Origin of the sequence: Kribbella catacumbae DSM 19601 (genome assembly GCF_000372465.1) — a bacterium.
GTDB classification, from domain to species: Bacteria; Actinomycetota; Actinomycetes; order Propionibacteriales; family Kribbellaceae; genus Kribbella; species Kribbella catacumbae.
Window position 1 is genome coordinate 163,636 of record NZ_AQUZ01000010.1, and the last position, 13,639, is coordinate 177,274.

At 67.8% G+C, this 13,639-nt stretch carries 12 protein-coding genes; 6 read left to right on the plus strand and 6 right to left on the minus strand.

Annotation, left to right across the window (positions count from 1 at the left end):
- The first annotated feature begins 38 nt into the window (after positions 1–38).
- From A3ES_RS0113450 to A3ES_RS0113470, 5 genes are read left to right on the plus strand one after another with little or no spacing between them, the layout of a single operon-like run.
- Entirely contained in the window at positions 39–881 is an 843-nt protein-coding gene (locus A3ES_RS0113450) for an AraC family transcriptional regulator (RefSeq protein ID WP_020387344.1), read from the plus strand.
- Positions 878–1,324, plus strand: a complete 447-nt coding sequence (locus A3ES_RS0113455; protein WP_020387345.1) for a VOC family protein — start codon at positions 878–880, stop codon at positions 1,322–1,324. Before A3ES_RS0113450 ends, A3ES_RS0113455 begins: the two co-directional genes overlap by 4 nt.
- A gap of 26 nt (positions 1,325–1,350) precedes the next feature.
- Positions 1,351–3,198, plus strand: coding sequence for a DNA helicase RecQ (gene recQ, locus A3ES_RS0113460; protein WP_020387346.1), 1,848 nt, complete (start codon positions 1,351–1,353; stop codon positions 3,196–3,198).
- A 38-nt stretch (positions 3,199–3,236) separates the two neighbouring features.
- Positions 3,237–4,337: a hypothetical protein gene (locus A3ES_RS0113465; protein WP_157630490.1), complete on the plus strand. Its 1,101-nt coding sequence runs from the start codon at positions 3,237–3,239 to the stop codon at positions 4,335–4,337.
- Positions 4,338–4,390: 53 nt separating this feature from the next.
- On the plus strand, positions 4,391–5,104 hold the full coding sequence (locus tag A3ES_RS0113470; protein ID WP_020387348.1) for a class I SAM-dependent methyltransferase: 714 nt from the start codon (positions 4,391–4,393) through the stop codon (positions 5,102–5,104).
- Here A3ES_RS0113470 and A3ES_RS0113475 read toward each other — a convergent pair.
- The 4 genes from A3ES_RS0113475 to A3ES_RS0113490 form a co-directional block, all read right to left on the minus strand.
- Positions 5,090–6,259, minus strand: a complete 1,170-nt coding sequence (locus A3ES_RS0113475; protein WP_157630491.1) for a serine hydrolase domain-containing protein — start codon at positions 6,257–6,259, stop codon at positions 5,090–5,092. The two genes, A3ES_RS0113470 and A3ES_RS0113475, sit on opposite strands and share 15 nt — an antisense overlap.
- Before the next feature lie 94 nt (positions 6,260–6,353).
- On the minus strand, positions 6,354–6,722 hold the full coding sequence (locus tag A3ES_RS0113480; RefSeq protein ID WP_020387350.1) for a VOC family protein: 369 nt from the start codon (positions 6,720–6,722) through the stop codon (positions 6,354–6,356).
- A gap of 66 nt (positions 6,723–6,788) precedes the next feature.
- Positions 6,789–7,223 carry a hypothetical protein gene (locus A3ES_RS51245; protein WP_020387351.1) on the minus strand — a complete coding sequence of 145 codons (435 nt, stop codon included), beginning with the start codon at positions 7,221–7,223 and terminating at the stop codon, positions 6,789–6,791.
- A 67-nt stretch (positions 7,224–7,290) separates the two neighbouring features.
- On the minus strand, positions 7,291–8,790 hold the full coding sequence (locus A3ES_RS0113490; protein WP_237744947.1) for a DUF3352 domain-containing protein: 1,500 nt from the start codon (positions 8,788–8,790) through the stop codon (positions 7,291–7,293).
- On the opposite strand from A3ES_RS0113490, the gene A3ES_RS56025 reads away from it, so the two are divergent.
- Positions 8,785–9,429, plus strand: coding sequence for a hypothetical protein (locus A3ES_RS56025; RefSeq protein ID WP_237744948.1), 645 nt, complete (start codon positions 8,785–8,787; stop codon positions 9,427–9,429). The genes A3ES_RS0113490 and A3ES_RS56025 overlap by 6 nt on opposite strands.
- Here the strand turns inward: A3ES_RS56025 and A3ES_RS0113495 are convergent.
- Positions 9,344–9,991, minus strand: a complete 648-nt coding sequence (locus tag A3ES_RS0113495; protein ID WP_020387353.1) for a hypothetical protein — start codon at positions 9,989–9,991, stop codon at positions 9,344–9,346. The two genes, A3ES_RS56025 and A3ES_RS0113495, sit on opposite strands and share 86 nt — an antisense overlap.
- 23 nt (positions 9,992–10,014) lie before the next feature.
- Positions 10,015–13,560, minus strand: coding sequence for a DNA polymerase III subunit alpha (dnaE, locus tag A3ES_RS0113500; RefSeq protein WP_020387354.1), 3,546 nt, complete (start codon positions 13,558–13,560; stop codon positions 10,015–10,017).
- Positions 13,561–13,639 lie beyond the last annotated feature (79 nt).

Genomic DNA, 13,639 nt, shown 5'->3' on the forward strand with positions numbered 1-13,639 from the left:
CGCTGCTAATTGTCGGAGGGCGGATCTAGCCTGGGGGGATGACGGGCTTCGAGCTGCACGTACGCCAGGCGCATCCCGCCCTGCGCCCGTACCTCGGGGACCTGATCGGCTACGCGTACGGCGGCGCGCCGCCCGAGCTGCATCGCGGGCTGCCGACGCAGTACCTGACGGTCGTGATCAGCCTGGACGAGCCGTTGGGCATCGCCTGGCCGGGCGAACCGGTGGAGAAGTTCCAGACCGTGGTCAGCGGGCTGCACTCGACGGCCGTGCGGATCGGCGACTCCCCCAACCTGTCCGGTATCCAGCTCGCGCTCACGCCGGCGGGGTCGAGAGCGCTGCTCGGCCAGCCGTCCGGGGAGCTCGCGGCGACGATGCTGGACGTCGACACGCTGCTCGGGGTTTCGGCGCAGGAGATCGGAGAGCGGCTCCGGGCCGCACCGCACTGGCATGAGCGGTTCGACATCGTCGAGCGGCTACTGCTCGAAGCCTGGCGTGACGAGCTGACCGGCGAGCCACGAGCCGAGCTCGGTTGGGCATGGCAGCGATTGCGCGAGACGGCGGGCGGCGTCGGCGTACAGGAGTTGGCTGGGGAGGTCGGGTGGAGTCGGCGGCATCTGACCGAGCGATTCCGGACGGAGTACGGGTTGACCCCGAAGGTCGCCGCTCGGGTCATGCGGTTCGAGCATGCCATCGATCGGCTCAAGGCGCGGCCACGGACCAGGCTGGCGGATCTCGCGGCCGACCTCGGGTACGCCGATCAGGCGCATCTGACCCGTGAGTTCCACTCGATCGCGGGGTGTTCGCCGCGGCAGTGGATGACCGAAGAGCTCCCATTCGTTCAAGACGACCGCCGTACCGCGGAGGAAGAGTTGACGGTATGAACACGACGATGAAGGACACCGTGATCGGAGTCTGGCCGACGCTGGTCTACCGCGATGGTCAGGCCGCATTGAAGTTCCTCACCGAAGGGCTGGGGTTCAAACTGGTCGTCTCGTACCCCGGGGCCGCCGAAGGGTCGATCACGCATTCCGAGCTGGCCTGGCCGGCTGGTGGCGGGGTGATGGTCAGCTCGGTCGACCGCAACGCCGAGCCGAACGAGTTCGACAAGCTGGCCGACCAGACCGCCTCGGTCTATCTGGTCTGCGACGATCCGGATGCACTGTGGCCGCAGGCGATGGCGGCCGGCGCGACCGTAGTACGGGAGATGCGCGAGGAGGACTTCGGGTCGCGCGGGTTCAGCGTGGCCGATCCGGAGGGCAATCTGTGGAGTATCGGCACGTATCGCGGCGAGTTCGGCGCGTCGTCCACAGGCCCCCGGCAGTGAGTCCGGGATCTCCGTAGAATCGCCGGGTGACAGAGACGAGCCAGCCGCTGGACGACACCTCGAGCGAGGCCTTGCAGGTCTTGCACCGGGTGTTCGGGTACGACTCGTTCCGGGGCGAGCAACAGGACATCATCGAGACCGTGGTCGGCGGCGGTGACGCCCTGGTGCTGATGCCGACCGGTGGCGGGAAGTCGCTTTGCTACCAGATCCCTGCCCTGGTCCGATCCGGTGTCGGCGTCGTCATCTCGCCGCTGATCGCGTTGATGCAGGACCAGGTCGACGCGCTGACGGCACTCGGCGTCCGGGCCGGCTTCCTCAATTCGACGCAGGACTACGAGCAGCGCCGCGACGTCGAGCAGGCGTTCCTGTCCGGTGACCTCGACCTGCTCTATCTGGCGCCCGAGCGGCTCCGGGTGGAGGCGACGACGCGGCTTCTCGACCAGGGCAAGATCTCGCTGTTCGCGATCGACGAGGCGCACTGTGTCTCGCAGTGGGGCCACGACTTCCGCCCCGACTACCTGATGCTGTCGCAGCTGCACGAGCGCTGGCCCGACGTACCGCGAATCGCGCTGACCGCCACCGCGACCGCGGCGACGCACGCCGAGATCGCGACCCGTCTGAACCTGACGTCGGCCAAGCACTTCGTCGCGAGCTTCGACCGGCCGAACATCCAGTATCGGATCGTGCCGAAGGACAGCCCGCAGAGGCAACTGCTCGACCTGCTGCGCACCGAGCACGCGGGCGACGCCGGCATCGTCTACTGCCTGTCCCGCAACAGTGTCGAGAAGACCGCGACCTTCCTGACCCAGAACGGCATCGAGGCAGTCCCGTACCACGCCGGTCTGGACAGCCGGATCCGCGCGAAGAACCAGTCGCGCTTCCTGCGCGAAGACGGTCTGGTGGTGGTGGCGACGATCGCCTTCGGGATGGGCATCGACAAGCCGGACGTGCGGTTCGTCGCGCATCTCGACCTGCCGAAGTCGGTCGAGGGCTACTACCAGGAGACCGGTCGCGCGGGGCGGGACGGGCTGCCGTCGACGGCCTGGCTGGCCTACGGCCTGCAGGATGTCGTCCAGCAGCGCAAGATGATCGACACCTCCGAAGGCGACGCGGCCCACCGTCGCCGTCTCGGCACGCACCTGGACGCGATGCTCGCGTTGTGCGAGACCGTCCAGTGCCGTCGCCAGCAACTGCTTGCGTACTTCGGGCAGAACGGCGAGCCCTGTAGCAATTGCGACACCTGCATGACGCCACCCGAGTCGTGGGACGGCACGATCCCGGCGCAGAAGCTGCTGTCGACGGTCTACCGGCTGCAGCACGAGCGCAACCAGAAGTTCGGCGCCGGTCAGGTGATCGACATCCTGCTCGGCAAGACGACCGACAAGGTGAAGCAGTTCCGGCACGACGATCTGACCGTGTTCGGCATCGGCACCGAACTGAAGGACACCGAGTGGCGCGGCGTCGTCCGCCAGCTGCTCGCCCAGCGGCTGCTCACGGTGGAAGGCGACTACGGCACGCTGCTGCTCACTGAGGACAGCGCCGAGGTGCTCGGCCGCCGACGCGACGTGATGATGCGCCGCGAGCCTGAGCGCGCACCGCGGTCCTCGAGGTCGAGCGGTGGCGGCAAGAAGAAGGCTGTGGTGGATCTCGCTCCCGAGGCAGCGCCGGTGTTCGAGCGGCTCCGCGCGTGGCGTGGTGCCGTCGCCAAGGAGACCGGCGTACCGGCCTACGTGATCTTCCACGACGCGACCCTGCGGCAGATCGCGACCGATCTGCCGACCAGCCTGGCCGAGCTCGGCAAGATCAGCGGCGTCGGCGAGAACAAGCTCGCGCAGTACGGCGAAGGAGTGCTGGAGGCACTGGCCGGCGAATAGGTGTGACAGAGCTCCCTCCTCACTGCGTCTGAGGAGGTATGCAAACAATCGTTTCTGCTTTCGTGCTGGCAACCACCGTGGGCGGCCTCGCCCAGCCGGCGCCGATCGACTGGACGCGGACCCCGACGGGTCCCGAGAACGCGGTGCTCTACACGGCCGCGCAGGCCGGCGGCTCGCTCTGGAGCGTCGGCATCAACCTTGAGCCCGGTCCGGAGGGAACGCTCAGCTTTCACCCACTCGCGGTCCGCTGGGACGGCAAGACCTGGCAGCAGACAGAGCAGCCGTTGGCCGACGGCCGATTGGACGACGTACTGGCTAGGTCGGCGAACGACGTCTGGGCGGTCGGCGCGACCGAGATGACAGTCGAAGAGCCGATGCGGCCCATCCTGCAGCACTGGCAGGGCAGCGCCTGGAAGCTGCACGAGACCCCGCCCGGGACGCCAGGCGAGAACGCGCAGTTCACCACGATCGGTGCGCAGGGCGGCAACCTGCTGATCGGCCAGTACGCCGACGAGTCCAGCGTCCTGCGGTACGCCGGTGGCAGGTGGCAGGAACTCCCCCGCGAAGGACTCCAGCACATCGTCTACCTCGAGGATCTGGTGGCGGTCGGCCGCAGGGAGATCTGGGCCGCGGGAATCGGCGGAGTCGCGCGGTATGACGGGACGCGCTGGAGCAAGGTCGAGTTGCCGGTGGTGCTGCCGCCGGGCAGGTTGCTGGAGATCGCCAAGCTGGTCATCAAGTCGGCCGATGACATCTGGGCCATCGGCATGAAGAACAGCCAGGAGCTGTGGCGCCAGCCGCTTGCCCTGCACTTCGACGGCAAGGCATGGACCGAGCTCGCCACCCCGGCGATCACCGGGCAGTTCCATGACGTTGAGTTCGTCGACGGGAAGGTGGTCGCCATCGGCGGCAACCCCGACACCGGCGAACCACTGGTCGCCGAACTGGCCGGCAAGGAGTTCGTGCAGACCACCACCCCGCCGGGCGCGGGCTACTTGCACGGCAGTGTCCGAACCGGCAGGTGCCTGTGGACAGTCGGTGTTGCCGCTGAGAGGGCCAACGGATTCGAGACGCCGTTCATCGCGACCGGAAAGCACCGCCCCGACGCCGGCCACGGCCTGCCGCGACCGGGCTGTTGATTGCTCTCAGCAGAAGCCGAAACTCTGTGCGCCGAGGTGTCGTTGAACCGCACATGAGCAACCTCACGAGTGCCTACGAAGAGCTGGCCGATGTGTACCACGAGACAGTCGACCCCGACGGCGCCGGGCTGAGCGACCCGACCTTCGACGAACTGGTGGGCGATGTTCGCGGTCAACGGGTTGCCGCGGTCGGGTGCGGGCAGGGGCGCGATGCGCGCCGCCTGGCCGATCTCGGCGCGGAGGTGGTCGGCATCGACGCCTCGCAATCCCTGTTGGCTCACGCCCGCGAGCTCGAGCGGCAGGTACCGCGCGGGATCGACTACGTCCACGGCGATGCTCACGATCTCCGGCCGCTCGCCGACGGGCACTTCGACGGGGTGGTCTGCTACATGGCGTTGATGGATATTCCCGAGCTGGAGCCGACGGTGCGATCGATCGCGCGCATCCTCAAGCCGGGTGGCTGGTTCGTGGCTTCGATCACCCATCCCTGCTACAAGTCGCCCGCCCACGGGGAGCTGGTCGACCATGTCGAGGGCACCTACCGGCGGATCTCCGGCCGCTATTTCGAGGAGGGCCCGCACAACAGCGCGACTCGCTGGGCGATCCTGCCCCGGGTGGCCTATCACCGGATGCTGTCGACGTACGTCAACACGCTGGTCGAAGCCGGCCTGCCGATCGTGCGCATGGCCGAGCCCGTCGGCGACCGGCCGGTATGGAAGGAGGCGGCGGGGATCCTCTACTTCCGCTGCCAGCTAGCCTCCCAGTAGCGGCTGGATGGCGGTGATCAGGCCGGTGACCACGGAGTTGGGGCGCTTGTTGCCGTCGGCAAGGATTACGGCGACGGACAGTTTGTGGCTGGGGATGGTGACGAGCAGGCTGGTGTAGTCAGGCATCTCGCCGTGGTGCCCGTACGCCGTACCGAGGCCGTAGGTCTGCGAGAACAGCATCGTGCCGAGCCCGTACTCGCCATCTCCGGTCGTCAGCTGCTTGACCAGGTCAGCCGGTACGACGCGATCGCCGTACAGCTGGTAGCCCCAGCGCGCGACGGTCGGCGCATCGGCGGCGAGACCGGCGTTCGCCGCGGAGAGGCTCGCGATCGCACGGCAGGGCGTGTACCCGTCGACGGCCGGGCCGCAGACCGGGTTGCGGTCCTCCGCGAGCGGCGGCTTCGGCTTCTCGCCGTCTTGGAAGGCCGCGCGCTCCAGGCCGGCCGCCGTAGCCAGGTCGCGGCGCAGTACGGTCGCGAGCGGCTCGCCGGTCACCTTCTCGATCAGCATGCCGAGCAGCACATAGCTGGGATTGCTGTAGTTGTAGGGGCTGTCGGGCTGGGCCGGCTCGGCGGTGTCGTAGGACAGCGCCTCCTCGGGCGTCCAATGCTTGCCGGGTGCCGCCTTGATGGCTTTGTCCAGGTTGCCGTAGTCGGCCGGCAAGTAGTTCGGTACGCCGGAACGCATGCTGAGGTGTTGCCGCACGGTGGCGTTATTGGCGGTCAGCTTGTGCTTCACGTACTGCGAGAGCGGCGCGTCCAGGTTGAGCTTGTTGGCCTGCGCGAGCAGCAGCACCTCCGCCGCGACAAACGTCTTCGTGATGCTCGCGACGCCCATGCTCGTCTGCGGCGTGAGCGCAGTACCGGCCGCGTCATTGCCAGCGGCTCCCGACCAGATCCACTTGTCGGTCACGACTGCCGCGGTGACGCCACGGGAGCCGGCCTCGGTCGTCGGCGTACTGACCACCTTCGCCAGCACGGCCTGCAACGCGGCGGCCTTTGCCGGATCCAGCACGGTCGCCGACGGCTCGGGCAGCTTCTGCCCGGCCGAATCGGTCAACGTCGAGGTGGGTGGCGGCGCGGCGCCGTCGTCCGACGAGCACCCACTCACCAGCAACGCCACCGCGACCGCGAGCGCCACCCCAGATCTGACCATCTCCAGATGGTCTCGCGCGCGGAGGGTCATGGCGAGACAGGGCCGCGACCCTTGCCTCATGGCGCAAGGGTCGCAGGTGAGGCTGCCCTGAAGGTCACTCCTGGATCAGGTAGAGGCGATTGTCGTCCTGGTCGTGGAAGGTGAACATCGGCGGGACCCCCGGCCAGGAGATGAGCTCACTCGTCGCGACGCCCCGCCCGGTCAGCGCGCCGTGAGCCGCGGCGGCATCGGACGTGACCAGCCGGATGCCGGTGTCGACGCCAGCCGGAGTGCTCTCGGAGCTCTGCAGCAGAGCGATCGAAGTACTCGTGCCAGGCAAGCCGACAACAAGCCACCGCCCACCCAACTGCGGCAACGGCGCATCCATCAACTTCTCGAAGCCCAACTGCTCGTAGAACTCGAGTGCCCGGTCCTGGTCGGTGACGGAAATCGCGACGGTACGGACGTCGGTGATGTGCTTCATTTCAGGTTCCTCCTAGGTGTGTTTACCCCTAGGTAGAAGCCACCCCACCGATTTCGACATGCTCCGCTAAACCTCGGTCGGTGGGACGGCCGCGAGGTAGGCCTCGAGGTCGGGCTTGTCGGCGAGGAGGTGCCGAATCCAGGCGGCACGTTCGTGGTGAGCGACGGCCAGTTCCCAAACGCAGCCGGTGGAGTGCTCCGGCATCGGTGTGAGGGCGGTGGGCTGGTCCAGCGGTGAACGGAAGTAGGCCAGTGCCAGGTCCACGGCGCTGGTCCACCAATAGACGAGCACGAAGCAGGCGGGCCGGGCCCGGTGGGCGATCACGAACGCGGCGCGCTCGCCGGAGGTGGCTGGCAGGGTGGCTGACGCAACTGATCTCGCAGCGTCGAGTAGTTCCTGCCCGGGCTCTCCCTCGACGGCCAAGCCGTAGATCTTCGTCGGCCAGCCGTTGAGCGTTTGTACGCCGTACTGCGTGACGGGCCGCGGGCGGTAGCTGCTCATCTCGTCCCTCCGACGCGCACCGGCCCGGACAGCTTTGGTTCAGCTGCCCGGGCCAGCTTGATGCGGGTTACTTCGCGACTACTCGGAGGGTGAATTCGCCCTTGCCGTCGTCGGTGATTCGGCTGGTCAGGCCGGCTGAGCGGAGGGCTGCGTAGTCCTTGTCCGCGTTGATCCGCTTGCTCAGCGACGCGATGGCCTCGAAGTCGACGTAGCCGACCATCACCGCGCCGGAGGTGTCCGGCACCGCCTGCTTGAAGTTCTCGGACTGTCCGAGGTTGCCGCCCTTGAGTACCTGGTCGGCGTACTCCTGGTCGGTGGAGATGACCAGGTTCTCGGCGTCCTTGGCCTTCTTCAGCGGGATGTTCGCCGGCGTCCGGGTGCGGACCAGGTTGAGCACCTTGTCCACCACCTGCTCGGCCTTGGCCGGATCGGTCTTGATCCGCGCGGCGATCTTCGGACCGTTGCTGGAGTCCTTGTCGATCGCGATCGCCAGGTTCTCGCCGAGCAGCGGCTTCAGGTCGTCCGGCAACGCGAGGCCGTACTCCGAAGTGAAGTTCTTCGTCAGCTCCGGCAGGTTGAGGCCGGCGCCGGACTTCTCCAGCTGCTTCCAGACCGTGTCGACCAAGGTGGCGCCGTCGGACAGCGCGAACGCGCCGGCGGTGGTGTCGGGCAGCTTGGCGATCTGGTCGCCGGCGTTCGACTTGTTGACCTTGATCGACGTGTCGCTGTTCGCGACGCCCTTCAGCTCGACGTACTGCGCGTCGAACCGCAGCGCGGCGGCCATGCTCCCGTTGGGCAGCGCGGCACGCTGCTCGTCGGTGAGCCGCTCGCCGGAAGCGAGCGCGAGGCCCTTGCTGTCGGCCCAGAACGACACGAAGCCCTGCTCGCCGAGCGCGTCCATGTCAGCCTTGAACTTGACGTTCTCGGCCAGCGGCGATTCCTTGCTGGAGGCAACGGCCGCGTCGACGACCGACTGCTTCTCGGACAGCAGCACATAGCCGTCGGTGAACGCCCGGCCGGGCTTGTCCTTCTCGTTCGCGAACAGCTTGTCGAGACCCTTGGTGGCCTCGTCCTCGTTCTTGACCTCGACCGCGACGATCGCGTCCGGCTTCTCGCCGTCCGTGCCCGGAACCGCGGCGACGCCGGCCCGGTCACCCAGCCACGGCTTGACGTCCTTCTCGAAGTCGACGTCGGCCAGGTCGTCGCCGGCGTCCTTCTTGATCAGGTCGAACAGCTTCTGGCGCAGGTCGTCCTGGTCGCTGGTCAGCCCGATCTTTTCCTTGGCCGACGGGAACTTGAGCAGGAACCGGACGGCGGCGACCTTCTGGCCGGCCGACGGGTTCAAGTCGACCCGCGCGTAGGCGACGGAGTTGCCCGGCAGGACCGCTGCGGGCTGGCCGCCGCCGGTGAGGCGCGCGTAGGCGAAGACGCCGCCGCCGGCCACAACGGCCAGCACAGCGAGCACTGCGACCAGCGGGATCAGCTTGCCGCGCTTCTTCGGCTCCGGCTGCCACTGCATGGTCTCCGGCGCCCCGTACGGCGGCTGTCCGCCTCCCCCGCCGTGCATCGGCTGCGGGTAGTCAGGCTGCCCCTGCTGCGGCCACAACTGCCCACCCTGCTGGTACTGCGGCTGCTGCGGCTGGCCGTAGCCAGGCTGACCCTGGCCCGGCTGCCCGTAACCCGACTGGCCCTGGTGCGGCTGCCCGTAACCGGGCTGCTGGCCCTGGTGCGGCTGGCCGTAGCCCGGCTGCTGGCCCTGCTGCGGCCGGCCGTAGCCCGGCTGCTGGCCCTGACCCTGCTGCGGCTGTCCGCCCGGCTGGTGACCCTGCGGGCCCGAGTAGGGCTGCTGCGGCTGGCCGTAGCCAGGCTGCTGGCCGTGGGGAGCTTGCGGGCCCTGCCCTGGATGACCGGGCTGGCCGCCCTGGCCTTGGGGCCCAGGCTGTTGGCCCTGCGGAGCGGAGTACGGGTTGTGCTGGGGCTGGCCGCCCTGCGCTGGGCCGCCGTACGGGCCCTGTGGTCCACCAGCGGCACCCGGGTGGTGCCCACCAGCTGGCGGATTGGTGTGGTCGGACATATGCCCCCTCGCGTCGCCGGTGGCCTCACCACCGGACCGAAACAGGCTAATGCACCTGCGGCGATGACTCTGACGCGGCAGATACCGATCCGGTTGCAACGGGATCCGCACGCCAGGTCGTGGCCGCGATGATCGCCGCTGCCAGCGCAGCCCCGACCAGCCAGGCAGCCAGCGGAGTCCAGGTGTGCAACTCCAGCGGCGCATCCAGCAGATCGCCCGGCTTGGCCGTTTCCAGCCGCGCCTGCAGCGGATCATGGCCAAGCAACATCCCAACCCCCCAAGCGATCCCGGCCCCGAGCGCCGAGCCCACGACGACGATGCCGACCGCCCACGGACCGTAGTTGCGCAGCCACCAGAACAGCAACGCACCCAGTACCAGCGCGGTTAGGAAGCCGATCGCGGTGAAGGTGCCGTCCGGCCCGAAGACCTTCGTCATCTGCTCCTCGCCGAGCGCGCCACCGTTCTCATCCACGGTGTACTGCGCGAGCGGCGCGAACTGCTGCCACGCCCAGCCGGCGACGGCACCGGCGACGAGGAACACGGCGATCGTCACGGCGATCGCCTTGCTCCAAGGCATCTTCGGTTCCTGCACGACGACCGCCTCACCGAATGGACGCTGTCCGAACGGATACTGACCGAAGGTCTGGCTGTACGGCGCCGGCTGGCCGAGCGGGCTGTCTACGGGCTGACTCACATTCGCAAGTGTTGCAGGTCCGGTCAGCTGGCCAGACAGGACGGGCCGAGCAGCGCCTTCAGATCCGCCATCAGCGACGACGTCGGGGTCACCCGGAACCGATCGCCGATCCGCATCACCGTCGTCTTCTGGCTGGCCTGCAGCCGCAGCTGCACCTCGGTCATCCCGGGGTGCGACTTCAGCACGTCGCGGAGCTGGTCGACCACCGGCGGAGTACAGCGGTTGATCGGCATCGTGATCACCACCGGCCCGCTCGGTCCCTGGGTCAGGTCGGGCACGGACACGTCGGACCCGCTCAGCTCGACCCGGTCGTCGCGGCGCCGCAGCCGGCCCTTCATCAAGATGATCGCGTCGTTGGTGAGCAGGTGCGCCGCCAGCTGGTACGCCGAGGAGAACATCATCACCTCGATCGAACCTTCGAGGTCCTCGATCGTCACGATCGCGTAGATGTCGCCGCGCTTGTTCACCTTGCGCTGGACCGCGGTGACCAGCCCGCCGATCGTCACCTGGGTGCCGTCGGGCCGGTCCTCGTCGGCGAGCAGCTGCCCGATCGTGCAGTCGGTGCCGTTGGTGAGCACGTGCTCGACGCCGAACAGCGGGTGGTCGGAGACGTACAGCCCGAGCATGTCCCGCTCGTGCGCGAGCTTGGTCGCCTTGTCCCACTCCTCGATCTCCGGCACCGTCACGGTGAGCCGGCTGTTGCCCTCACCCTCGTCGGCGTCGTCGCCCATCGAGAACAGGTCGAACTGGCCGTGCGCCTCGTTCCGCTTGAGGTCGATCGCCTCGTCGACGGCCTGTTCGTGCACCGCGACGACCGCGCGCCGCGCGTGTCCCATCGAGTCGAACGATCCGGCCTTGGCCAGCGACTCGATGACGCGCTTGTTGCAGACCGGCAGCGGCACCTTGTCGATGAAGTCGACGAAGTCGGTGAACCGGCCCTCGGACTCGCGGGCGGCGACGATCTCGGCGACCACGTTGACGCCGACGTTGCGGATCCCGGACAGGCCGAAGCGGACGTCGGTACCGACCGGGGTGAAGTTCGAGTCGGACTCGTTCACGTCCGGCGGCAGCACCTTGATGCCCATCCGGCGGCACTCGTTCAGGTAGATGGCCATCTTGTCCTTGTCGTCCTTCACGGACGTCAGAACAGCCGCCATGTACTCCGCGGGGAAGTTCGCCTTCAGGTACGCGGTCCAGTACGAGACCAGCCCGTACGCCGCCGAGTGCGCCTTGTTGAACGCGTAGTCGGAGAACGGCACCAGGACGTCCCACAGCGCCTTGATCGACTGCGGGGAGAAGCCGTTGGCCTTCATCCCCTCGGAGAAGCCGACGTACTCCGCGTCCAGCACCTCGCGCTTCTTCTTGCCCATCGCCCGGCGGAGCAGATCCGCCTTGCCGAGCGTGTAGCCGCCGAGCTGCTGCGCGATCGCCATCACTTGCTCTTGGTAGACGATCAGCCCGTACGTCGTCCCGAGGATCGGCTCCAGCGCGACCGCGAGCTCGTCGTGCGGGTAGCTGATCTCCTGCTGCTTGTTCTTGCGGAGCGCGTAGTTCGTGTGGCTGTTCGCGCCCATCGGGCCGGGCCGGTAGAGCGCGCCGACCGCCGAGATGTCCTCGAAGTTGTCCGGCTTCATCAGCCGCAGCAGCGCGCGCATCGGGCCGCCGTCGAACTGGAACACGCCGAGCGTGTCACCGCGGCCGAGCAGCTCGAAGGTGGCCTTGTCGTCCAGGCTCCGGCCGAGCGCGTCCAGGTCCAGCGTGATGCCGCGGCTGGCCTCGACGTTCTTGACCGCGTCGTCCATGATCGTCAGGTTGCGCAGGCCCAGGAAGTCCATCTTGACCAGGCCGAGCGTCTCGCAGCTCGGGTAGTCGAACTGGGTGATGATCTGGCCGTCCTGGTCGCGGCGCATGATCGGGATCAGGTCGATCAGCGGCTCGCTGGACATGATCACGCCGGCCGCGTGCACACCCCACTGGCGCTTCAGGTTCTCCAGGCCGCGGGCGGTGTCGACGATCTTGCGCACGTCGGCGTCCGCCTCGTACAGCTGGCGGAACTCGCCGGCCTCGGAGTACCGCTTGTGCTGCGGGTCGAAGATGCCGGACAGCGGCACGTCCTTGCCCATCACCGCGGGCGGCATCGCCTTGGTGATCCGGTCGCCCATCGCGAACGGGTAGTCGAGCACCCGGCCGGCGTCCTTGATCGCCTGCTTGGCCTTGATCGTGCCGTAGGTGACGATCATCGCGACCCGGTCGTCGCCGTATTTCTCGGTGACGTAGCGGATCACCTCGGGCCGGCGGCGGTCGTCGAAGTCGATGTCGAAGTCGGGCATCGACATCCGTTCGGGGTTGAGGAAGCGCTCGAAGATCAGGCCGTGCTGGAGCGGGTCCAGGTCGGTGATCCGCATCGCGTACGCGCACATCGAACCGGCACCCGAACCACGGCCCGGGCCGACCCGGATGCCGTTCTCCTTGGCCCAGTTGATGAAGTCGGCGACGACCAGGAAGTAGCCCGCGTAGCCCTTCGAGGTGATCACCTCGATCTCGTACTCCGCCTGCTTGCGGACGTGGGCCGGGACGCCCTCGGGATAGCGCTTGTGCAGGCCGGTCTCGACCTCCGCGACGAACCAGGACTCCTCGTTGTGCCCGTCCGGACAGGGGAAGCGCGGCATGAACCGGCCCTCCCCCTCGGTGAAGGACACGTCGCACTGCTCGGCGATCAGCAGCGTGTTGTCGCAGGCCTCCGGGTAGTCCTTCCAGACCTCGCGCATCTCGGCGGCGGTCTTGACGTAGAACTCGTTCGCGTCGAACTTGAACCGGTTCGGGTCCGACAGCGTCGATCCGGACTGCACGCAGAGCAGCGCGGCGTGCGCGACCGCGTCCTCGGGCTTGGTGTAGTGCAGGTCGTTCGTCGCGACCAAGGGCAGCCCGAGCTCCTTGGCCAGCTTCAGCAGGTCGCCCTGGATGTTCCGCTCGATGCCGAGCCCGTGGTCCATCAGCTCGCAGTAGTAGTTCTCGGCGCCGAAGATGTCGCGGAACTCGGCGGCCGCCTCGATGGCCTCCTTGTACTGCCCGAGCCGGAGCCTGGTCTGCACCTCACCCGACGGGCAACCGGTGGTCGCGATCAGGCCCTTGCCGTAGGTCTGCAGCAGCTCGCGGTCCATCCGGGGCTTGAAGTAGTAGCCCTCGAGACTGGCCAGCGACGACATCTTGAACAGGTTGTGCATGCCGCTGGTGTTCTTCGCCAGCAGCGTCATGTGCGTGTACGCACCGCTACCCGAGACGTCGTCGCGGCCGGAGTTCGCGTCGCCCCACTTGACCCGCTTGCGCTCGCTGCGATGGGTGTGCGGCGTCAAGTATGCCTCGACGCCGACGATCGGCTTGACGTCGTACTTCTTGGCGGTCCGCCAGAACTCGTAGGCCCCGAATACGAACCCGTGGTCGGTGGTCGCGATGGCCGGCTGGCCCATCTCCTGGGCGGTTTTGAACAACTCGTCGATCCGCGCGGCGCCATCCAGCATCGAGTACTCGGTGTGCACGTGTAGATGCACGAAACTGTCGCTGGACGCCATGTCTTCGCAGACCTCCCAGAGGCGTGAGTGAGCGGGACCAGCCCACCTTATGTTGGCCCACCGACAGTCTTGGAACCGG